Below are 24,084 nucleotides of genomic sequence, written 5' to 3'. Positions count from 1 at the left end.
TATATATCGGAATTATAATATGTACAAGCAATTAAGCATCTTTTTTAGATTCTTTTTCTTCTTTAGCAAGGTTTTTATTAGCAGTTGAAAGCATAAGCTTGATTCTGTTTAACTGGTTAACCTCAGAAGCACCAGGATCATAATCTACAGCAATTATGTTAGCTTCAGGATAAGCTGCACGAAGTTCTTTGATAACTCCCTTTCCTACAATATGGTTAGGCAGACATGCAAATGGCTGACAGCATACGATATTGCCTACACCATGATGAATAAGCTCAATCATTTCACCGGTAAGAAGCCAGCCTTCACCAGTCTGATTGCCAAGTGATACGAAGTCTTTAGCGTAATTGGCTGTCTCACTAATCTTAGATGGAGCATCAAATCTCTTGCTTTCTGCAAGTGCCTTGGTTCCAGCCTTTCTGAAGGTTTCAAGTATCTTTATAAGTGTACTTGAAAGAATAGCCCCTTTCTTAGGTGTCTTTAATAATTCATGCTTATATGTTGAATTCTGCATACAATAGAGAAGGAATCCCATAAGGTCAGGCATAACAGCCTCTGCACCTTCTGCTTCAAGTAACTCAATAATGTGATTGTTAGCAGCAGGCATGAACTTAACAAGAATCTCTCCAACAACACCAACTCTAGGCTTCTTGATATCCTTAAGCGGGATATTATCAAAGTCCTTAACAATAGCACGGAGGTTCTTATTGAACTCTTTCATATGAACCTTATTTTTAGTAAGCTGTTCAATGCAGACCTCTTCCATTTTTCATGAAGTGCATTAACTGAACCAGGAACTGCCTCGTAAGGTCTTGTACGGTATACAACATTCATGAATATATCACCATATTCAACAGCCATCATAGCTTTCTTAAGCATTGGTATGTCATAGCTGAAGCCCGGATTAGATTCAAGTCCCTGTGCACTCAGTGAGATTACAGGAACATCTGGAATACCAGCCTTTATGAGTGCTCTTCTGATGAATCCGATATAGTTGGAAGCACGGCATCCACCACCTGTCTGTGACATAATAACAGCAGTTCTTGAAAGATCGTATTTGCCTGAAAGAAGGGCGTTCATAATCTGTCCGACTACCATAAGTGAAGGGTAGCATGCGTCGTTATTAACATATTTAAGACCTACATCTACTGATGCCTTGTTGTCGTTCTCAAGGACTTCAATATTATAGCCACATGAATTAAGGGCAGGACCTAATATGTCAAAATGTATTGGTGACATCTGAGGGCAGAGAATTGTGTAATTCTTTCTCATATCTTCAGTAAACTGTACTCTGTGGTAGGCAGATGACTGAATCTTTCGCTGGTAATTCTTCTGTTCACGGACTCTTAATGCTGCGATAAGAGAACGTACTCTGATTCTTGCAGCGCCAAGGTTATTAACCTCATCAATCTTTAATACTGTATATATCTTTCCAGACTTAGTAAGTATATCGTTGACAGCGTCAGTAGTAACGGCATCAAGACCGCATCCAAATGAATTGAGCTGGATAAGGTCGAGATTATCTACAGTCTTTACATAGTTAGCAGCAGCGTAAAGTCTTGAATGATACATCCACTGGTCAAGAATGATAAGAGGTCTTTCAACTGTTCCTAAATGTGCAACACTGTCCTCTGTAAGTACTGCAAGTCCGTATGAATTAATAAGTTCAGGAATACCGTGGTTTACTTCAGGGTCAACATGGTAAGGACGGCCGGCAAGTACGATACCGCGCTTTCCTGTTTCGTTAAGGTAAGCAATTACTTCTTCACCTTTATTTCTGACATCCTGTCTGCAAGCCATCATTTCATCCCATCCGGCTTTGACAGCAGACTTAATCTCTGCGGCAGGAATGTATGATGAGAATTCCTCAACAAGTCTTTTGGATATCTTCTCCTCACTTTCAAATGACATGAATGGATTTCTGAAATCTATATTCTCTGTTTTAAGTTCTTCTACATTATTCTTAATGTTCTCGGCATAAGAAGTAACGATAGGGCAGTTATAATGGTTGTTAGTGCCTTCATATTCGTTATGCTCATAAGGTACACATGGATAGAAGATAAATTTAACTCCCTGCTTAATAAGCCACATGATATGACCATGTGCAAGCTTTGCAGGATAACACTCTGACTCTGATGGAATTGACTCAATACCTAATTCGTAAAGCTTGTGACTTGACTGAGGTGAGAGTACAACCCTGTATCCGAGCTTTGTGAAAAATGTATACCAGAACGGATAGTTCTCATACATGTTAAGAACTCTTGGAATACCTACAGTTCCTCTTGTTGCTTTTTCTTCTGAAAGAGGTTCGTAATCAAAGAGTCTGTGGAACTTATAATCGAAAAGGTTAGGAAGCTTTTCCTTGTTCTTCTCTTTACCAAGTCCACGTTCACATCTGTTACCTGTGATAAACTGTCTGCCGCCAGAGAATTTATTGATTGTAAGGTGACAGCTGTTAGTACATCCCTTACATCTTGTAAGCTTTGTTTCATATGTAAGAGAGTTAATCTTATCTATAGAAAGCATGGATGATTCTGATATACCGTCATATCTTTCTCTTGCTATAAGGGCAGCACCAAAAGCTCCCATTATACCAGCGATATCAGGTCTGATTGCCTGAACACCTGTAATCTTTTCAAAACTTCTAAGAACAGCGTCGTTGTAGAATGTACCACCCTGAACAACGATATGCTTACCTAAATCATCAGGGTCGGAAATCTTGATAACCTTGTATAAAGCATTTTTAATAACAGAATAAGCAAGTCCGGCAGAGATATCTGCAACTTCAGCACCTTCCTTCTGAGCCTGCTTAACCTTGGAATTCATGAATACTGTACAACGTGTTCCTAAGTCAATAGGGTGGTTAGCAAATAATGCAGCCTTGGCAAAGTCCTGAACTGTGAAGTTGAGGGATTTTGCAAATGTTTCTATGAATGAACCACATCCTGATGAACATGCTTCGTTAAGCTGGACTGAATCTACAGTCTGGTTCTTAATCTTGATACATTTCATATCCTGTCCACCGATATCGATGATACAGTCTACATCCGGGTCAAAGAAAGCAGCAGCGTAAAAATGTGACACTGTCTCAACTTCTCCCTCATCTAACATAAGAGCCGACTTGATAAGTGCTTCGCCATAACCTGTTGAGCATGACTGCACAATCTTAGCTTCTGGTGGAAGCTGGGTATATATCTCTTTAATAGCTTTAATTGTTGTAGCAAGTGGTGAACCATTATTGCTTGAGTAGAATGAGTAAAGAAGATTACCGTCTTCGTCAACTAAAGCAACCTTGGTTGTTGTTGAACCTGCATCGATTCCGAGATAACAGTTGCCCTTGTAAGATGCGATATCAGCAGTCTTAACATGATGAGAGCTGTGACGCTTTGTGAATTCATCATATGCAAACTGGTTCTCAAAAAGAGGTTCCATACGCTCAACCTCGAACTCAAGCTTAATCTTTCCTTTGAGTCTTGCGATAATGTCTTCTACAGGAACACATACATTTTCACTGTAATTCATTGCTGAACCAACAGCAGCAAATAAATGTGAATGGTCAGGAGCAATGATTTCATCCGGACCTAAGCTTAATGTACGGATAAATGCCTGCCTTAACTCTGATAAGAAATGAAGAGGTCCGCCTAAGAATGCAACATTACCACGGATTGGCTTACCACATGCCAGACCACTGATTGTCTGGTTTACAACAGCCTGGAATATAGATGCAGAAAGGTCTTCCTTAGTTGCACCTTCATTGATAAGAGGCTGGATATCTGTTTTGGCAAATACACCACATCTTGCGGCAATAGGGTATATTGACTTATAGTTCTTGGCATATTCATTAAGTCCCATTGCGTCTGTCTGTAACAGAGTTGCCATCTGGTCAATGAAAGAACCTGTACCGCCGGCACATATTCCGTTCATTCTCTGGTCAATACCGTTAGTAAAGTAGATAATCTTAGCATCCTCACCACCAAGCTCGATTGCAACATCACACTGTGGAGCATAATCCTGAAGGGCAGTAGACACGGCTACTACCTCCTGTGTGAATGGTACTTCTAAATGCTTGGCAAGAGTAAGTCCGCCTGAACCTGTGATAACAGGATATACTTCAAACTCACCAAGTTCTGCCACTGCCTTTTCAAGAAGTGACTGGAGAGTTTCCTGGATATTCGCAAAATGCCTTTCATAATCAGAAAATAAAATATTATTATTATCATCTAAAACAGCGATTTTTACAGTTGTTGATCCAATATCAATACCTAATTTGAATTTATTCATAACCTAATACAGCTGCAGCTGTCCTCCTTAATATAAATATACAAAAGTTACCCATTACATAGTGACTTTGGCGAAAAAACGCAGAATATGTCATTTTCTATGCAACTCATGCATTATAGAGTAAAATGGAATAAATTTCAATATTAATAGGAAATAATAAAATAGCTTTAATTATTTATGGTGGATATTTTTATTAAAATTTAAGAACTTAAGAGTAAGTTTAATTGACATCATATTGTTTTGTTTATTATAATTTCTTGTATATAATTATGAATTATTAGTCTGCAACATGCGTCAGACTGAAAGGAACATTTTATGAACTGGTTTGCTAAATTTGAGAAAAAATTCTCTAAGTATGCGATTAAGAATCTTATGTTTTATATCATTGTCCTTTATGCAATAGGATTTGTGATGAATACATTCTTCAATGGATTATATGACGCATATTTTTCACTTGATTTTGCTATGATTTTCAAAGGACAGGTATGGAGACTCTTTACATTTATCTTACAACCTCCTTCTAACAGCATAATATTTGTGGTGTTTGTGCTGTATTTCTACTATCTGATTGGTTCGGTACTTGAAAGAATATGGGGCTCGTTCAGATTTAATGTATACTTCTTCACAGGAGTTATCCTTAATATACTTGCATCACTTATTATCTATCTTATATGGGGATTAAGCTTTAAGTTAAGCACTAACTATATTAACCTTGCACTGTTTATGGCATTCGCTATGGAGCAGCCGGATATGGAGGTTTTATTATTCTTCATTATCCCAATCAAGATTAAATGGATGGCAATACTTGATGCTGTAATATTCGGAATTACTATAGTATTCGGATATCTTGTGCCATTTCTTCCAAGAAATGTATGGTACAGCCTGTATGCAGCAGGTTTCCTTGCACCATCAGCAATTATGTGTTATGCCAACGCAACGGCGGCGCTTGTGTCAATGCTGAATTTCATAATATTCTTCTTCCTGTACAAGAAAGGCCCTGCAAAGAGCAGTACACAGAGAAACTTCGACAAGGCAATGAGAACAGCAAAGAAAGCACAGCAGAACGCCAGAAAAGAGTACTGGCAGCAGAATAATACAGCACAGTCTGGCACATATGGTTCTGTGTCCCCAGACAGCAGAACACAGGATAGTCAGGCACAACACGCGAAGCGCGGCGTGCCGAAGCACAGATGTGCAGTATGCGGAAGGACGGAACTTGACGATGAAAATCTCACATTCAGATTCTGCTCAAAATGCGCCGGCAACTACGAATACTGTTCAGACCACTTATATACCCACATCCATGTAACCGGTGATAAACAGTAACCAGCCGGGGTAGAAGTGTAAGCAAAGAGAAACAGGGATGGTGTCAGAATTGAATTTTCTGAGTTGTGTGGGAGTTAAAGCCAGTTTTTGCGAAGCGCGGTTCAAAAAAATCACGTTCAAGCGTAGCGCGTTGATTTTTTGAACAAAAAAGCGAAGCAAAAACTGGCTTTTACTGCCACTAAACGAAGAAATCTGAAATACTGACACCATCCCTGTTTCTCTTTGCGTATCCTTCCACCCCTAAAAAGCTTGTTAAATAAAAAACTTAGTTGATTTGACACGCAAATATGTTATTATATTGTAGGTATGTGTTTGAAAAGATTTTAATTATTTTGGAGGAAACAATGAAAAAGACTAAGATTATTTGCACAATGGGTCCTAATACTAACGACAGAAACCTTATTAAGGCTCTTGCGTTAGCAGGAATGGATATTGCAAGATTTAATTTTTCTCATGGTGACCATGAGGAACAGGCAGGAAGATTTGCCTTGATTAAAAGTGTAAGAGAAGAACTTAATATCCCTATTGCAACTCTTCTTGATACTAAGGGACCTGAGATCAGAACAGGTGCTGTTAAGGATGACAAGAAGGTTACACTTGTTGAGGGACAGAAATATACATTAACAACAAGACAGGTGCCAGCAGATGACAAGATTAATATGGTAACTTATGCAGGACTTCCAGAAGATGTGTCTACAGGTAATATTATTCTTATTGATGACGGTCTTATTGAGCTTAAGGTTGATAAGGTTGAAGGTACAGAGATTGAATGTACAGTAATTAATGGTGGTGAGCTTGGTTCTAAGAAGGGTGTTAACGTTCCTAACGTAAGCATCAGACTTCCAGGCATCACAGAGAAAGATAAGGAAGATATCATCTTTGGTGTTGAGCAGGGATTTGATTTTATCGCAGCTTCATTTGTAAGAAATGCAGCATGTATCGAGGAAATTAAGCATCTTCTCTGGGAGCATGGTGCAGATATTCCAGTTATTGCTAAGATTGAGAATGCCGAAGGTATTGCTAATATAGATGAAATCATCAGAGTTGCTGATGGTATCATGGTAGCCCGTGGAGATATGGGCGTTGAGATTCCTGCTGAGGAAGTTCCACACGTTCAGAAGGAAATCATCAAGAAGTGTAATGCTAAGTATAAGCCAGTTATCACAGCTACACAGATGCTTGATTCTATGATTAGAAACCCAAGACCTACAAGAGCTGAAGTTACTGATGTTGCTAATGCTATCTATGACGGAACAGATGTTGTTATGCTTAGTGGTGAGACTGCTAATGGAAAGTACCCATTAGAGGCTGTTAAGATGATGGTTAAGATTGCAGAAAGAACAGAGCAGGAGATTAAGGGACATTCAGTAGAATATTCTAATCTTCACAGTAAGAGAAGCATTTCAAGCGCTGTATGTAATGCTGCAGTTCAGACAGCAGATAACCTTGGAGCTAAGGCTATTATCTGTCCTACAATTTCAGGATTTACAGCAAGACTTACATCTAAGTTAAAGCCAGAAGCTGAGATTATCGGATGCTCTCCATACGATAATGTTCTTAGAAAGATGCAGATTTACTGGGGTGTTAGACCTCTTAAGACAGCAACAGAAGCTTCTACAGATAAGATTATTGAGCATGCATTAGTAGTTTCTGAACATGCTGGTTTCGTAGAAGAAGGAGATACAGTAATTGTTTCTGCAGGTATCGCTACATCTTCTGATCCTTCATCTAAGAGAGGACTTACTAACACAATGAGAGTAGTTACAATCTAGTATTAATTTGATACATTTGTTTCGGAATGAGACTTGATTTTAATATTCTATTATGTTATAAGTAATACACAATTAATATTACAAAGCGTTGATGGAAACAAGTAGGTTATTACTGAACTTACAGAAAGCAGCCGGTTGATGAGAGGCGCAAGGGTAAGGGTAACTGAATACATTCCGGAGCGGCGAACTGAAAGCATATTTGTAAGTAGGGGCAGCCGGAGTAGCACACGTTATAGTGCATAAGTCCATGCTGGTGGACTTAATGAGGTGGCAGATGTGAGTCTGTCATGAATAAAGGTGGTAACACGTAAGTTCAGGCTTTCGTCCTTTTAAGAAGGGCGGAAGCCTTTTTTGTAAGCAATGAGCCATGCAAGACAGAATGTGCTTGCACAGATTCTGTCTTATATGGCGAATGCAGATAATGAACAACGGAGCACGGAGTGCGGAAGTTGTGAATTATCAAGGCTCGGGAGCAGCAAAGCTGCGGAGAGACTTGGCTTACAAAGTTGCGCGAGCAGCTATAAGAAAAAAGAAAAGAGAGGAAACAAAAATGACACTTTATGACGAATTGGTTGCAAGAGGTCTTATTGCACAGGTAACAGATGAAGCACTTATCAAAGACCTTATTAACAATGGAAAGGCTACATTTTACATCGGATTTGATCCAACAGCAGACAGCCTTCATGTAGGACACTTTATGGCACTCTGCCTTATGAAGAGACTCCAGATGGCAGGAAATAAGCCAATCGCGCTTATTGGCGGTGGTACAGCTATGATTGGTGATCCATCAGGACGTACAGATATGAGAAAAATGCTTACACCAGAGCAGATTCAGCACAATGTTGACTGTTTCAAGAAGCAGATGGCAAGATTCATTGATTTCTCAGATGACAAGGCATTACTTGTAAACAATGCTGACTGGCTTCTTAATCTTAACTATGTAGAACTTTTAAGAGAGGTTGGAGCATGCTTCTCAGTTAATAACATGTTAAGAGCTGAATGCTACAAGCAGAGAATGGAAAAGGGATTAAGCTTCCTTGAGTTTAACTACATGATTATGCAGTCATACGATTTCTATATGTTATACCAGAAATACGGCTGTAATTTACAGTTTGGTGGTAATGACCAGTGGAGCAATATGTTAGGTGGAACAGAGCTTATCAGAAGAAAGCTTGATAAAGATGCTTCAGCTATGACAATCACACTTCTTCTTAACTCAGAGGGTAAGAAGATGGGTAAGACAGCTTCAGGTGCTGTATGGCTGGATCCTGATAAGACAAGTCCTTACGATTTCTACCAGTACTGGAGAAATGTTGATGATGCAGATGTTCTTAAATGTATCCGTATGCTCACATTCCTTCCACTTGAAGAGATTGATAAGATGGATAGCTGGGAAGGTGCACAGCTTAATAAGGCTAAGGAGATTCTTGCTTACGAGCTTACAAAGCTTGTTCATGGTGAGGAAGAGGCTAAGAAAGCAGAAGCTACAGCAAAGGCAATCTTTACTGGCGGAGATGCAGCTAACATGCCTACAGCAAAGCTTGAAGCAAACAGCTTTACAGATGATGAAATTGATGCAATTAATCTTGTGTTTGGAGCAGGACTTGCAACAACTAAGTCAGAGGCCAGAAGAACTATCCAGCAGGGTGGTGTTTCTGTAGATGGAGAAAAGGTAGCAGATATAGCAGCTAAGTTCCCTAAGAGTATGTTCGAGGGCGAAGGTGTAGTTGTTAAGAAGGGTAAGAAGTCTTTCGTTAAGGTTTCTGTTAACTAATAATTAAGATATTAATAAAGGGATTATGAATATTGAGTTGTTATCTCAGATGATTTCATAATCCCTTTTTTAATACATTTACAATTGTTTAATATCCTTAATGTCGGTGTCTGCAACCATTGAGTAGTTAGTGTAATACACAACGAATCCCGGTTTGGCACCGGCAGGCTTTTTAACTTCTTTCTTTAATACATAATCGACTTCAACCTTTTCCTGTTCACGGCCTTTAGAATAGTAGGCGGCAAGGCTTGCTGCTTCTTCAAATGTTCTGTCAGGAACTTCCTTTCCATCTGTTTTGAGAAGTACATGAGAACCTGGCATCTGCTTGGCGTGAAACCACCAGTCATTACCGTTGCCTGTCTTGAAGGTAAGTTCGTCATTCTGTATGTTATTCTTTCCAACGTATATGTCAAATCCATCGCTTGATACAAAATGCATCGGCTTGTTGGCTGTGATTTTGTGCTTTCCTTTAACAGTCCTTTTAATATATCCAGTTTCAATAAGCTCTTCCTTAATGTTAGCAAGATCAGCCTCTGTTACTGAAATCTCAATTGCATTGATAATAGATTCAAGGTAGCTTATTTCTTCAGTAATCTCCTGAATAAGACGGATTCCGGCTTCATAGGTTCTCTTAAGCTTATTATATCTTGCAAAATATTTGTTAGCATTCTCAATTGGTGTGAGAGTGTTATCAAGAGGAATCTTAATTGTGGTATTATCGTAGTAATTAAGTGCTTCATATTCCTTAGAACCGGCAGGAATACTGTAAGCATAGGTTGTAAGAAGTTCACCGTAGATACGGTATCTGTCCTTTTTCTCAGTATCCTTTATCTGCTTTTCCTGAATGTCAAGCTTCTTGTATGCTCGTTCAAGATGAGTTGTTACAATTCTTCTGATGTCAACAGACTTCTGGTGGATTCGGGTTGCAATCTCTTTTTGTCTGTAATAATCGATAATCAGTCTGCTTATTGAATCATATTCTGTGTGGTTGTCATACATAGAAAGATTTACAGCGGCAAATTCTGCAGGCACACCATTGTCAGTTACCATCACAGGTTTATAAATACCATTTCTTACATCAGACATAAGGGTGTCAAATGCGTTGTATAAAGCATCTTTCATAGGTCCATCAAGGCAGTTGGCAGGGTGTCCGCCATCAACTCCGGCACGGTATGCAAGCTCTTCAGCTATGCATGTGCTTATTCCCGTATAGCTTGAAAGTAGCGCCTTGACAACAGGTACAGGCTTTGTAAATACTGTTTCGTCAAAATGCTTTCTGTCAGCTTCAAGCGGATTAATCTTGTCCGAAGTATTAGGGATGAAATAAGGTCTTCCAGGTAAAACTTCCCGGACTGAGCTTGTCTGTGCTGATATATGCTTGATACTGTCTAATATAGTATTATTGTCATCACATAATATTATGTTGCTGTGTTTACCCATGAATTCTGCAATTATATGCTTTCTGCACATGTCACCAAGTTCATTTAAATGTTCTGCCTCAATATCAATTACACGCTCAAATTTTGGCTGTGTTATTGATATTATTCTTCCATTGTTCAAATGTTTCCTGAGAAGCATGCAGAAATTAGGTGCAGTAGCAGGGGATGGCTTGTTATCGTCTGTAAGATATGCAAGAGGAAGCGATGCATTTGCAGATAAAACAAGTCTGTACTGACCAGATTGTGTCTTTATTGTAAGCATTATTTCATCGGCTTCAGGCTGTGCTATCTTGTAAAGTCTTCCGCCGTTAATTGTGTCGTTTAATTCATTAACAATACTGGATATTGTAATACCATCGAATGCCATAATGTCTCCTTTAATTAGTAATATTCATTAATCTTATTGCATTATATTAACATACTTATTGCTGTAAGTCTTGTTATCTTTCACAAAAATTGGTATACTTTTCTAAGCATTATATGCGAATGGAAGGATAGAAACAATGATTAAAAGTATGACAGGCTTTGGCCGGAGTGAAATAGTTAAAGGTAACAGAAAGATTTCAGTTGAGATTAAGTCAGTTAATCACAGATATCTTGAAGCAGGTATCAAGATGCCTAAGAAGCTTAATGTATTCGAGAGCAGAATGAGAGATTTACTTAAGAAGTATGCAACAAGAGGCAAGATTGATATATTTATTAATTATGAGGATGATTCAGAAAGTCAGGTTAATCTTAAGTTCAACCAGAATATAGCTGATGAATATATGGCTATATTTAATAATATGTCCGAAAAATACAATCTTAAAAATGATATGACTGTTGGAGGTCTTGCCAGATTTCCAGAGGTTATCACAATGGATGAAGTGCAGGAAGACGAAGAGGAGCTGTGGCATTTTATAGAGGAAGCTATGAAGGCAGCCTTAGAACAGTTTGTTAATACAAGAATTCTTGAAGGTGAGAATCTTAAGAAAGATCTTTTAGGAAAGTTAGACCACATGGAGGAGCTTGTTGCATTTGTTGAAAAGAGAAGTCCTGAGATTATGAAGGAATACCGTAGCAAGTTAGAGAGTAAGGTTAAAGAACTTCTTGGCGATACAACTATTGATGAGAGCAGAATCGCAACAGAGGTTATTATATACGCAGACAAGATATGTGTTGACGAAGAAACTGTAAGATTAAGAAGCCATATCGAGCATGCAAGAAAATGTCTTAACGAGGAAGGCGGCATTGGAAGAAAGATGGATTTCATTGCACAGGAGATGAACAGAGAGGCTAACACAACTCTTTCTAAGGCTAATGACATTGAGATATCTAATGCAGCTATTGACTTAAAGACTGAGATTGAGAAGGTAAGAGAGCAGATTCAGAACATTGAGTAGGCTTTCAATATATTTTTAATAGGTTTTGATTAAATTTACTTGATTGTTTCGGGCTTGTTAGGTATAATAACTTGTGCACTTTATGTGCAGAATGAGGTAATTATATGAGCAAAGGACTATTATTAGTTATTTCAGGATTTTCTGGTGCAGGAAAAGGAACTGTTATGAAGCGACTTTTAGAGCTTCATGACGAGTATTCACTTTCTATATCAGCTACAACAAGAAAGCCAAGAGAAGGCGAAGCTGATGGAAGAGAATATTTCTTTAAGACTGTAGAAGAATTCGAGAAGATGATTGCTGAAGATGCTTTAATAGAGCATGCACAGTATGTTGGCAATTATTACGGAACACCAAAGGCATATGTTGAAGAACAGCTTGATAAGGGCAACAATGTTATTCTTGAGATTGAAATACAGGGTGCCATGAATATCAAGAGAATGTTTCCGGATGCAGTGCTTATGTTTATAACACCACCGTCAGCGGCAGAACTTGAAAAGAGACTCCGTGGCAGAGGAACAGAAGATGAGGCGACAATTAAAGCCCGTCTTTCAAGAGCAGCAGAGGAAGCAGAAGGTGTTGAGGATTATGATTACATAGTTATCAATGATGAAGTCGATTTATGTGTCGGCCGTATTCATGATATTGTGTTATCTGAGAAGATGAAAGCTAAGTATAATCTTGGACTGATTAATAATATTAAAGAAGAATTAAAGGTTTATTCGAAAGGAGAATAATATAATGATACATCCATCGTATACTGAATTAATGGCTGTAATTAACAGTGAGGTTGAAGAGGGCGAGCAGCCTTTAGTACAGAGCAGATATTCAATTGTTAAGGCAACTGCTAACAGAGCTAAGGAAATCATCGATGCAAGAAGCGTTGAGGAGAAGATTGCCAAGGCAAGAATTGAAGCAAGCAACAAGGAAAAAGAGAAAGAAAAGGACAAGGATAAGGTTGAGGAGAAGAGAATCTCTAAGGAAGATGAGAGAAAGCTTCAGGTTGGAACTCCTCTTGTAAGATGTTCAGAGAAAGACAAGCCATTATCAATCGCAGTTAAAGAATTCTACGAAGGTAAGGTTAAGATTCTTGGAAGTACAGACGAGAATACTTCATTATAATTAACAAAGACTGATGTTAAGGGCAACTGCTTGTATGGGCGGTTGCCTTTTGTGATTTGCAATATGTGGCAAATTGGTAGCGATGAGGAGTTAAATTATTATGACGAATAGATATGACGAGAAAGAAAGACGGATTCACTGCGCATTTTCGGAAAAATGTGGTGGTTGTGATTATGCCGGAATGAAATACGACAATGAGCTTGCAGTTAAGCAGAAGTACATTGAAGAACTTTTTGGCGGATATGTAAAAGTTGATGATATTGTTGGAATGTACAGACCGATACATTACCGCAATAAAGTTCATGCAGTTGTGGGACTTGATGATTCAAGGAATGTAATAGCAGGAACTTACGAGGAAAACAGCCACAGAATAGTTGACACTTCAGATTGTATGATTGAAGATTCGCAGTGTACAGACATTATTAAGGATATTAAAGGCCTTATAGCTTCATTTAAATATCAGCCATATGACGAGGATTCAGGAAAGGGGCTGATTCGCCACATTCTTTTAAGAAAAGGATTTTCTACAAAGGAGATTATGCTTGTTATTGTAACAGCAGGAGTTGCATTTCCATCAAAGAATAATTTTCTCAAGGTATTATGTGAGAAGCATCCTGAAATCACTACGATTGTGCAGAATATTAACGACAGACATACAAGCATGGTGCTTGGAAAGAGAAATATTGTTCTTAAGGGAAAAGGTTATATCGAGGATGTGTTGTGTGGCTGCAGATTCAGAATAAGCCCGACATCATTCTATCAGATTAACCACCAGCAGACTGAAAAGCTGTACAAAAAGGCAATCCAGCTTGCTGATATATCAAAAAATGACACTGTAATTGATGCATATTGCGGAATTGGTACTATTGGAATAGTCGCATCAAAAAAGGCTGGCAAAGTTATAGGAGTTGAGCTTAATTCAGAAGCTGTATCAGATGCTAAGATAAATGCTTCAATTAACAATATAAAGAATGTCACATTTGTTAATGCTGACGCAGGAGATTTCCTTGTTGAGTATGCGAAAAATGCAAAGGCAGATGTTGTTATCATGGATCCGCCAAGAAGTGGAAGCACACCGGAATTCCTTAATTCTCTTCTTAAGATTAAACCAGACAGGATTGTGTACATTTCATGCGGACCTGATACACAGGCAAGGAATATTAATGTACTTGTGAAGGGTGGATATAAGGTGACTGCATGTCAGCCATTTGATTTGTTCCCGCATACGGAGCATGTGGAAAATGTGATTTTATTGTCCCGAAAAGCTTAGGTTATGAAATTAAGGTAAGATTGGATATATAGCAATTTAATATAATAAGTATGGAAAGAACAGGTTGAAATATACCTGTTTTTTAGAAATAAAAAAGAAACGAGCAAGTCCTGTCAGGAATAATCCCTACCCAGTGAAAAACCATTTTTTTATAAAAATACTATAATCATAGATAAAAGTCAATTGAAATTTAAAATATAAATGCAAATATAGAAATTTAACCGCCGCCCTGCAGGAAAAGCAACGCGGCGAAAAATATTTTATAAATCTCTCAACATATTCAGCTTTTTCATAGCTGGTCTTAATGCAAGATATATGATTGAAGCAACTATAACGGCGATAACTGCATTAACAGATGTGGTTATCGCACCTATTTTAGCAAGTGCTTTGGCAAGGTCCTGAGGCACACCAAGAAGGTATGTCTTATAGAAATATCCGACTACAGGGTCAGCAACAATATTGAATGCCATACCGCATATGCTTGATACAACAGTAGCAACAGTAACATATTTTGCAGAATGTTCCTTAGAAAGTTGGAAGAGCTTATGTGCTACAAAACCAACGATAAGACCGATACATAACTTAAGAATAAATGTCTTAGGAGCGCTTGTTACATAGGCTGTTGACAAATCACTTATTGTCATGCCGATTGCTCCGGCAAGACCACCCCATTCGCCACCGATAAGTAAAGCTGCAAGAACGCAGAATACATTACCAAAGTGGAACATGGTTCTTTCTGTTCCAACAGGAATGTCTATCTTTATAAATGTTGCACCAACATAGCAGAGTGCGGCACACAAAGCAGCCTGTGCAATTACCTTTGCGTCTACAGGCTTTCTCTCTTTCTTTGAAAATGTTCTGTATAATCCGGCAATAAGAATAACAATGCCAAGGATTGTTACAAGAAGTGAAAATGCGTATGCTTTATTACCTTTTACTATGTATGTGTTGACACATAACACAATACCGATCACAAGAATAATAGCACCAATTAATGTCTGGATTAAACCTGTTTTTTTGTCTTTCATAATTATCTTTTTCTCCTTTGATTCATATTTTCAGCAAAGAATAGTACAATTCAGGGCTTATTAAAAGTGCCAGTTTGATAATGTTTTATATGGTCAGATTATGTAAGGGATATGTTTACATTTGCAAAAAATGTGTTACAATGAGGAGTACTATGCAGGAGGTAATGCAGTATATGAAGATTATGTTTGCATCTTTAGGTTGTGATAAAAACCTTGTAGATACAGAGAATATGCTTGGAATCCTTAACGATAAGGGCTTTGAGTTTACAGATGATGAAACACAGGCAGATGTTATTGTTGTCAATACATGCTGTTTTATTGGTGATGCCAAGCAGGAGAGTATCAACACGATACTTGAGATGGCACAGCACAAGGAAGATGCTGTGTGTAAGGCACTTATTGTTACAGGGTGTCTTGCTCACAGATATAAGGATGAGATTATTAAGGAAATTCCAGAAGTTGATGCATTTTTAGGAACAACTTCTTATGACAAGATTGCAGAGGTTGTTACTTCAGTGCTTGAAGGTAAGGGCTTTAATGTCGTTGATGATGCCAACAGACTTCCTATTGTTAAAGAAAAGAGAATTATTACTACGCCGGGATATTTTGAGTACCTTAAGATAGCGGAAGGATGCGATAAGCATTGTACATACTGCATAATTCCTAAGGTTCGTGGCAATTTCAGAAGTTATCCTGTTGAGTATCTTGTGGAGCAGGCAAAGCACCTTGTACACAATGGAGCAAAAGAGCTTATACTTGTAGCACAGGAGACAACTCTTTATGGAACAGACATTTACGGAAAGAAATCACTTCCAATGCTTATACATGAGCTTGCCAAGATTGAAGGCCTCAAATGGATAAGAATTCAGTACTGTTATCCGGAAGAGATTAATGATGAGCTTATCGAGGCTATTAAGAATGAGCCTAAAGTCTGTCATTATCTTGATATGCCAATCCAGCATGCAAGTGATAATGTATTAAAGCGTATGGGAAGAAAGACAGATAAGCAGGAGCTTCTTGATATTGTTGCGAAGCTGAGAAAAGAGATTCCGGACATTGCATTAAGAACAACTCTTATTGCCGGCTTCCCGGGAGAGACACAGGCTGACCATGAAGAGGTTATGGAATTTATTGATGAAGTTGAGTTCGACAGACTTGGAGTATTTACTTATTCAAGGGAAGAGGATACCCCGGCTGCAACAATGCCGGACCAGATTGACCAGGATATAATGGATACGTGGAGAGACGAGCTTATGGCTCTGCAACAGGAAATATCTATTGACAAGTCAGCACAAATGGTTGGAAAGACTATTGATGTTATGGTTGAAGGCTATATTGCAGAGGACAATACTTATGTCGGACGTTCGTACAAGGATGCACCTAATGTTGATGGAATGGTGTTCTTTGAATGTGACAGGGAACTTATGTCAGGAGATTTCGTATCTGTAAAGATTACCGGTTCAACTGAATATGATTTAATGGGAATAATGGAGGAAAATGTTTAAATGAATTTACCTAACAAACTTACAATTGCAAGAGTTATTATGATTCCTTTGTTTCTGATATGTCTGTATCTTAACATTGGATGTGGCAAATATATTGCAGTAGGAATATTTATTCTTGCAAGCTTAACAGACCTTTTAGATGGTAAGATTGCAAGAAAGTATAATCTTGTTACTAACTTCGGAAAATTTATGGATCCACTTGCAGATAAGCTTTTAGTATGCTCTGCACTTATTGCTCTTGTTGACCTTGAAAGAATTGCAGCATGGATTGTTATTATTATAATTGCAAGAGAATTTATTATTAGCGGATTCAGACTTGTTGCATCAGATAATGGTGTTGTTATAGCTGCAAGCTATTGGGGAAAGTTCAAGACAGCATTTCAGATGATTACAATTATTATGCTTGTTCTTAATCTTAATGTACCATTTATGAATATTATTAATACTGTTCTCATATATATATCATTAGGATTGACAGTGATTTCTCTTATTGATTATATTGCAAAGAATTATAAAGTTTTTCTGGAAGGTTCGGGTAAATAATAATGGTTGATTATCTCGGCTGTCTTGATAAGGCTCTTGTTGAGACATTAAAGAACAAATCCCTGACTATAACTACAGCTGAGTCATGCACAGGCGGCATGGTTGCTTCGTCTATAGTTAATATAAGCGGTGCTTCAGACATTTTTAAAGAGGGCTATATTACATATAGTAATGAGGCGAAGGAACGTATTCTTGGAGTTAAGCATGAGACTCTTGAGAAGTATAAAGCTGTAAGTGCTGAAACTGCTGCCAGATGGCAGAAGGAGCAGTAAGAATATCTAAGGCAGATATCAGTGTTTCTGTAACAGGTGTTGCAGGACCTTCAAGAGAAGATGACAAGCCTGTTGGACTTGTGTATATTGGATGTTGCTATAAGGGTGAGACACATGTTAAAGAATGTGATTTGTCAGGCGACAGGCACACGATAAGGTGTCAGTCTACGAAGGAAGCACTTAAGTTTGTTCTTGATATAATTAAGACTAACAGGTAGAGATTATTGTAATTATTAGTTTTATTATATTATTTACTATATTATTTGCTATGGCGTTGAAGACCTACTATTAAGCTTGAAAGATGGCTTGAGTAGGTCTTTTTTGCTGGGATTAGAGTGGGTTTTATAACGATATCGGATTAAATATTACGATGAATTGATGCAACTATCATTCGACAGGTACTGCAAGTTAAAAAAATGTTGCTGAACTTATGTATAAAATATTATATTGACATATAATAATATAAATAGATGTTTACAAAATATATATAATATGATATATTTTTACTATTCCAGTATACAAACAAACATAACGAATAAATGTTCGAAAGGTTCTTGACAATGCAGGCATAATAAGATATTATTTAGAAAACGAACACATGTTCAAAAGGAGAGTTTAAGGTATGGTTAATGAAGATAAGATGAAAGCCCTTGATGCGGCAATTTCTAATATTGAGAAACAGTTTGGTAAGGGCTCTGTAATGAAGCTTGGGGAATCAACAGCTAATCTTAATGTTGAATGTATTCCTACAGGTTCTTTAAGTCTGGATATCGCTTTGGGAATCGGTGGAGTTCCTAAAGGAAGAGTTGTAGAGATATATGGACCTGAATCAAGTGGTAAGACAACAGTTGCACTTCATATGGTTGCTGAAGTACAGAAGAGAGGCGGTATTGCAGGTTTTATTGATGCAGAGCATGCTCTGGATCCTGTATATGCTAAGAATATTGGTGTTGATATTGATAATTTATATATTTCGCAGCCTGACAGTGGCGAGCAGGCACTTGAGATTACAGAGACTATGGTAAGATCTGGTGCAGTCGATATTGTAATTGTCGATTCAGTTGCAGCTCTTGTTCCTAAAGCAGAGATTGATGGTGATATGGGCGATTCACATGTAGGTCTTCAGGCAAGACTTATGTCACAGGCATTAAGAAAGCTTACACCTGTTGTAAGCAAGAATAACTGCGTTGTTATATTTATCAACCAGCTTCGTGAAAAGGTTGGTGTTATGTTTGGAAATCCGGAGACAACTACAGGTGGTCGTGCACTTAAGTTCTATTCTTCTGTAAGACTTGATGTAAGAAAGATTGAGACACTTAAGCAGAATGGTGAGGTTATTGGTAACAGAACCAGAGTCAAGATTGTTAAGAATAAGGTTGCCCCTCCATTCAGAGAAGCAGAGTTTGATATTCTTTTTGGAAAAGGTATATCTACAGAAGGAGATCTTGTTGATCTTGCTTCTAATGCAGGTATTATCCAGAAGAGTGGAGCATGGTTCTCATATGAGGGCAATAAGATTGGACAGGGACGAGAGAACGCTAAGCAGTTCCTTCTTGATAATCCAGAGATAAGAGAAGAAGTTGACAGAAGAGTAAGAGAACACTACGGAATTGTGGACGGTGTTAAGGAAGCAGAAGCATCTGATGATGCTAAGCAGACTAAGGCTAAGAAGAAAGCAGATACAGAAGAGTAATATTAAGGTGGGTTATGGAAGATAATATTGAACTTATTGTCACATCCATTAAAGAACTTACTAAGAAACGCAGGCTTGTATATATTAATTATGAGCCTGCATTTGCTTTATATGCAGCAGAATTAAGAAAGTTTGGAATTAAGGATGGAGAGTCTGTCAGGAAAGAAGCATATGATTCTCTGATAGATGATGTGTTATCTAAGCGTGCAACGGTAAGAGCGATGGCATTGCTTAAGAATAAGGATTATACAAGAAAAGGTTTAGAGGACAAGCTTAGAGATGGATATTATCCTGATATGTGTATAGATTATGCATTAGAGTATGTAACCAGGTTTGGATATATTAATGATGAGCGTTTTGCAGAGAATTATGTTAATTTTAAGGCAGGTAATAAGCCAAGAAGACAGATTGAACTTAAGTTAAAGCAGAAAGGCGTTGATGCAGATATTATCAGCAGAGTTTGTGACGAATTTTATGCGGATAACTGTGATATAGAATTAGAACAGGCAAAGGCATTTGTTGAAAAGAAACATATAGATATAGAGAACGCTGATTATAAAGAGCTTCAGAAGGTCAAAGCTGCATTATATCGCAGAGGATTCAGTATGGATATTATTAATAAAACATTGGATTCTAAGGGGCTTTTCCTTGACATAATCGACAATTGAGTATAATATTAGATTGTTGTATTTTTTGTACAATGAAAACTAAATAAGGAGGTGCTCCTGCGTTGATTCCAATAGTAATCGCAATTATTGCTACTTTAGTGATAGTCGCTCCTATTACTTGGTTTATCTCGTCTAATGCAATCAACAAGCGTAACGATGCAACAATCGGTAATGCCAATGAGAAAGCAAGAGAGATAATAGATGAAGCTCTTAAGACAGCTGAAACCAAGAAAAAGGAAGCTCTTTTGGAAGTCAAGGAAGAGTCTTTAAAGACTAAGAACGAACTTGAGAAGGAAACTAAGGAAAGACGAGCTGAGATAAGCAAGTATGAAAAGAGAGTTCTTTCAAAAGAAGAGACACTTGACAGAAAGATTGAGGCTGTAGAGAAACGCGACTCTAACATTACCAGGAAAGAAGAAGAACTTGGTAAACAGAAGCAAAAGGTTGAAGAACTTGAGAAGAAGAGACAGCAGGAACTTGAACGAATCTCAGGATTGACCTCCGAACAGGCAAAAGAATATCTATTAAAGACTGTTGAAGACGAAGTTAAACATGATACTGCTGTAATGATTAAGACATTAGAAAGCAGAGCGAAAGAGGAAGCAGACAAGAAGGCTAAGGAAATTGTTGTTAATGCAATTCAGAGATGCGCCGCAGACCATGTGGCTGAAACAACAATATCAGTAGTTCAGCTTCCTAATGACGAAATGAAAGGCCGTATTATTGGTAGAGAGGGTAGAAATATCAGAACTCTTGAAACACTTACAGGTGTTGAACTTATCATTGATGATACACCTGAGGCTGTAGTTTTGTCGGGCTTTGATCCGGTAAGAAGAGAGGTTGCAAGAATCGCTCTTGAGAAGCTCATACTTGATGGAAGAATTCATCCGGCAAGAATTGAGGAGATGGTTGAGAAAGCTCAGAAAGAAGTCGAGACATTAATTAAAGAAGAAGGTGAAGCTGCAACCCTTGAGGTTGGTGTACATGGTATCCATCCAGAGCTTGTAAGACTCTTAGGTAAGTTAAGATTCAGAACAAGTTATGGACAGAATGTTTTAAAGCATTCTATTGAAGTAGCACAGCTTACAGGTCTCTTAGCTGGAGAGTTAGGACTTGATGTTAAGATGGCTAAGCGTGCTGGTTTATTACATGATATTGGTAAAGCTGTTGACCACGAGATGGAAGGCTCACATATTCAGTTAGGTGTTGATCTTTGTAGAAGATATAAAGAATCAGCTCTTGTTATTAATGCAGTAGAAGCACATCATGGAGACGTTGAGCCAGAAAGCTTAATTGCTTGTCTTGTACAGGCTGCTGATACAATTTCAGCTGCAAGACCTGGTGCAAGAAGAGAAACGTTAGAAACTTATACAAACAGACTGAAACAATTAGAAGATATTACCAACTCATTCAAGGGAGTTGAGAAATCCTTTGCCATTCAAGCAGGTAGAGAGGTTCGTGTTATGGTAGTTCCTGAAGTCGTTAGTGATTCAGATATGGTAATCATGGCTCGTGACATTTCTAAGCAGATTGAGGATCAGATGGAATATCCTGGTCAGATCAAGGTTAGTATTGTCAGAGAGTCAAGAGCTGTAGATTACGCAAAGTAAACTAACATAAACCAAGGCTGTTACATAATGTTAATTCGTTATGTGACAGCCTTTTTTGATTTTAATACACTTAATATAATTAAGCATTTTAGAGAGATGTTTTAAAATATTAAGTTATTTTTAAAAATATTTGCAATTATGAATTATACATTGTAGAATAGAGCATGTTGATTATATGCTGATTAGGAGGAAGATTATGCAGTACAATGATATGAGTAAAGAAGAGCTTTTAGCTTTAAAGGAAAGCTTGAACAAAGAGTATGCAGAAGCTAAGGCAAAGGGACTTGCGTTAGATATGTCAAGAGGTAAGCCATCAGCTAAGCAGCTTGATGTTTCATTAGGACTTCTTGATACAATCAATAGTTCATCAGACCTTAAGGCTTTAGATGGAACAGATTGCAGAAATTATGGTGTTTTAGATGGTATTCCAGAAGCAAAGAAGCTTATGGCAGATATGATGGGAACAACACCAGATCATGTTATTGTGTATGGAAACGCAAGTCTTAATATTATGTATGACCAGATTTCGAGAGCATACACACACGGTATTCTTGGTAATACTCCATGGTGCAAGCTTGATAAGGTTAAGTTCTTATGTCCAGTTCCTGGATATGACAGACATTTTGCAATTACAGAAAGATTTGGAATTGAGATGATTAACATTCCAATGTCAGAGTCTGGTCCAGATATGGGCATGGTAGAAGAATATGTAAGCAAGGATGCTTCTGTAAAGGGTATCTGGTGCGTTCCAAAGTATTCTAATCCTCAGGGATATACATATTCTGAAGAAACAGTTAAGAGAATGGCTGCACTTAAGCCAGCTGCTGAAGATTTCAGAATTTTCTGGGATAACGCTTATGTTATCCATGATTTATATGATGACAATAAGGATGAGATAGCTGATATCATCAGTGAATGTGAGAAAGCTGGTAACCAAGATATGGTATTTGAGTTTGCTTCAACTTCTAAGGTGAGCTTCCCAGGTTCAGGTATTGCAGCACTTGCTACATCTGCTAATAATATTGCAGATATCAAGAAGCAGCTTACAATCCAGACAATCGGACATGATAAGCTTAATCAGTTAAGACATGTGAGATTCTTTAAGGATATCAACGGACTTAAGGAACATATGAGAAAGCATGCTGAGTTCATGAGACCTAAGTTTGAGGCTGTTGAAAGTGTTCTTGAAGAAGAACTTGGCGGACTTGGAATTGGTTCATGGACAGAGCCTAAGGGTGGATATTTTATATCATTTGAAGCTATGGATGGATGTGCCAAGGCAATAGTTGCAAAATGTAAAGAAGCAGGTGTTAAGCTTACAGGTGCAGGCGCAACATTCCCTTATGGAAAGGACCCTAAGGATTCCAATATAAGAATTGCCCCATCATTCCCAACTCCAGAAGAGATGAAGCAGGCTGCTGATCTTTTTGTTCTCTGTGTTAAGCTTGTAAGTGTAGAAAAGTTACTTGAAAACAAATAATTAAATGAATATAATTAATATAAGCTTGCTTTTTATAAGCAAGCTTATTTAATAACCGGGTATATAATAATCAGATGTTATATATCATGATATAGTTGGGAGGATATACATATGGCTAAGATTGGTTTTATTGGAATGGGTAACATGGGATATGCAATGCTTAAAGGTGCTTTAGCGGCATTTTCACCATCAGATATTATATTTTCATCACCTAACAGAGAAAAATGCGAAAGAATATCATCTGAGACAGGTGTAAGATTCGCAGAAAGTAATGCAGAGTGTGGCAACAATGCCAAGTATATTGTACTTGCAGTAAAACCACAGATGTATCCAACAGTACTTAAGAATATTGTCAATGTGGTAACAGAAGAAAGTGTTATTATATCAATTGCACCGGGAATTACTATTGCGTCTATAAAGAATGCTCTTGGAAGCAATATAAGAGTTGTAAGAGCAATGCCTAATACACCTGCACTTATCGGGGAAGGAATGACAGGAGTAGCATATAATGCATCTGATTATTCATTTGATGAAAGAGATGTTATAGATAAATTCTTTACTTCATTTGGTAAGGTTGTTTACGTTGATGAAAAGCTTATGGATGGAGTAGTATGTGCAAGTGGCAGTTCACCTGCTTATGTATATATGTTCATTGAAGCCCTTGCTGATAGTGTTGTAAAGTATGGCATTAAGAGAGATGATGCATATAAGATGGTTGCCCAGACTGTCCTTGGTTCGGCAAAGATGGTGCTTGAGTCAGGAGAACACCCAGCAGTACTTAAAGATAAAGTGTGTTCGCCTGGTGGAACAACAATTCAGGCTGTTTCTGCACTTGAAGAGAATGGCTTTAGAAATGCACTTATTAAAGCAACTGACGCTTGCTATGATAAATGTACAAACATTAAGTAACATTTTTATATAG

The 24,084-nt window shown here is 37.8% G+C and carries 16 protein-coding genes and 2 pseudogenes; 15 read left to right on the top strand and 3 right to left on the bottom strand.

The genetic code is table 11. The features are described 5' to 3' along the window. Window positions 1-31: 31 nt before the first annotated feature. Window positions 32-4,281, bottom strand: a pseudogene (locus DW963_RS00380) (acyl-CoA dehydratase activase-related protein). A gap of 315 nt (window positions 4,282-4,596) precedes the next feature. On the opposite strand from DW963_RS00380, the gene DW963_RS00375 reads away from it, so the two are divergent. The 3 genes from DW963_RS00375 (at window position 4,597) to tyrS (ending at window position 9,153) form a co-directional block, all read left to right on the top strand. Beyond that, window positions 4,597-5,607 (top strand): rhomboid family intramembrane serine protease, encoded by a 1,011-nt coding sequence (locus tag DW963_RS00375; RefSeq protein WP_117913416.1) that lies wholly within the window; start codon window positions 4,597-4,599, stop codon window positions 5,605-5,607. A gap of 344 nt (window positions 5,608-5,951) precedes the next feature. Continuing rightward, window positions 5,952-7,379 (top strand): pyruvate kinase, encoded by a 1,428-nt coding sequence (gene pyk / locus DW963_RS00370; RefSeq protein WP_117913415.1) that lies wholly within the window; start codon window positions 5,952-5,954, stop codon window positions 7,377-7,379. 550 nt (window positions 7,380-7,929) lie between these two features. Beyond that, window positions 7,930-9,153 (top strand): tyrosine--tRNA ligase, encoded by a 1,224-nt coding sequence (tyrS, locus tag DW963_RS00360; RefSeq protein ID WP_117913413.1) that lies wholly within the window; start codon window positions 7,930-7,932, stop codon window positions 9,151-9,153. A 78-nt stretch (window positions 9,154-9,231) separates the two neighbouring features. Here tyrS and DW963_RS00355 read toward each other — a convergent pair whose 3' ends face one another. Further along, entirely contained in the window at window positions 9,232-10,959 is a 1,728-nt protein-coding gene (locus DW963_RS00355; protein ID WP_117913412.1) for an Rqc2 family fibronectin-binding protein, read from the bottom strand. A 136-nt stretch (window positions 10,960-11,095) separates the two neighbouring features. Here DW963_RS00355 and DW963_RS00350 point away from each other — a divergent pair, with 136 nt between their 5' ends. The 4 genes from DW963_RS00350 (at window position 11,096) to rlmD (ending at window position 14,363) form a co-directional block, all read left to right on the top strand. Continuing rightward, window positions 11,096-11,974, top strand: a complete 879-nt coding sequence (locus DW963_RS00350) for a YicC/YloC family endoribonuclease (protein WP_117913411.1) — start codon at window positions 11,096-11,098, stop codon at window positions 11,972-11,974. A gap of 104 nt (window positions 11,975-12,078) precedes the next feature. Further along, complete coding sequence (gene gmk, locus DW963_RS00345) at window positions 12,079-12,708, top strand: guanylate kinase (protein WP_012739363.1); 630 nt, start codon at window positions 12,079-12,081, stop codon at window positions 12,706-12,708. A gap of 4 nt (window positions 12,709-12,712) precedes the next feature. Then, the gene (rpoZ, locus tag DW963_RS00340; RefSeq protein ID WP_070099699.1) at window positions 12,713-13,093 is read left to right on the top strand and encodes a DNA-directed RNA polymerase subunit omega; all 381 of its coding nucleotides are present in this window, start codon (window positions 12,713-12,715) and stop codon (window positions 13,091-13,093) included. A gap of 100 nt (window positions 13,094-13,193) precedes the next feature. Next, window positions 13,194-14,363 (top strand): 23S rRNA (uracil(1939)-C(5))-methyltransferase RlmD, encoded by a 1,170-nt coding sequence (gene rlmD / locus DW963_RS00335; RefSeq protein WP_117913410.1) that lies wholly within the window; start codon window positions 13,194-13,196, stop codon window positions 14,361-14,363. A 260-nt stretch (window positions 14,364-14,623) separates the two neighbouring features. Here rlmD and DW963_RS00330 read toward each other — a convergent pair whose 3' ends face one another. Continuing rightward, window positions 14,624-15,391, bottom strand: a complete 768-nt coding sequence (locus DW963_RS00330; RefSeq protein WP_502694391.1) for an ECF transporter S component — start codon at window positions 15,389-15,391, stop codon at window positions 14,624-14,626. A gap of 173 nt (window positions 15,392-15,564) precedes the next feature. Between DW963_RS00330 and rimO the strand changes: the two genes are divergently transcribed. The 8 genes and pseudogenes from rimO to proC all read left to right on the top strand — a co-directional run bounded on the left by rimO (window position 15,565) and on the right by proC (window position 24,071). Then, window positions 15,565-16,896, top strand: coding sequence for a 30S ribosomal protein S12 methylthiotransferase RimO (rimO, locus tag DW963_RS00325; protein WP_117913564.1), 1,332 nt, complete (start codon window positions 15,565-15,567; stop codon window positions 16,894-16,896). Further along, the gene (gene pgsA, locus DW963_RS00320) at window positions 16,897-17,439 is read left to right on the top strand and encodes a CDP-diacylglycerol--glycerol-3-phosphate 3-phosphatidyltransferase (protein WP_117913409.1); all 543 of its coding nucleotides are present in this window, start codon (window positions 16,897-16,899) and stop codon (window positions 17,437-17,439) included. 2 nt (window positions 17,440-17,441) lie between these two features. Beyond that, window positions 17,442-17,929: pseudogene (locus DW963_RS00315) on the top strand (CinA family protein). 404 nt (window positions 17,930-18,333) lie between these two features. Continuing rightward, window positions 18,334-19,404 carry a recombinase RecA gene (recA, locus tag DW963_RS00310; RefSeq protein ID WP_012739356.1) on the top strand — a complete coding sequence of 357 codons (1,071 nt, stop codon included), beginning with the start codon at window positions 18,334-18,336 and terminating at the stop codon, window positions 19,402-19,404. 14 nt (window positions 19,405-19,418) lie between these two features. Further along, a complete protein-coding gene (locus DW963_RS00305; RefSeq protein ID WP_117913408.1) occupies window positions 19,419-20,072 on the top strand; it encodes a regulatory protein RecX in 654 nt (217 codons plus the stop codon). Between the two features lie 113 nt (window positions 20,073-20,185). After that, entirely contained in the window at window positions 20,186-21,682 is a 1,497-nt protein-coding gene (gene rny, locus DW963_RS00300; protein ID WP_502694392.1) for a ribonuclease Y, read from the top strand. Between the two features lie 193 nt (window positions 21,683-21,875). Next, entirely contained in the window at window positions 21,876-23,162 is a 1,287-nt protein-coding gene (locus tag DW963_RS00295; RefSeq protein ID WP_117913563.1) for an aspartate aminotransferase type Ic, read from the top strand. Between the two features lie 111 nt (window positions 23,163-23,273). Next, on the top strand, window positions 23,274-24,071 hold the full coding sequence (gene proC / locus DW963_RS00290; protein ID WP_055215047.1) for a pyrroline-5-carboxylate reductase: 798 nt from the start codon (window positions 23,274-23,276) through the stop codon (window positions 24,069-24,071). Window positions 24,072-24,084 lie beyond the last annotated feature (13 nt).

The sequence above is a fragment of the Eubacterium sp. AM46-8 genome (genome assembly GCF_003466705.1).
Lineage (GTDB): Bacteria > Bacillota > Clostridia > Lachnospirales > Lachnospiraceae > Lachnospira.
The sequence above is the reverse complement of the archived record's forward strand: the minus strand, read 5'-3'. Positions and strand labels throughout refer to the sequence as shown.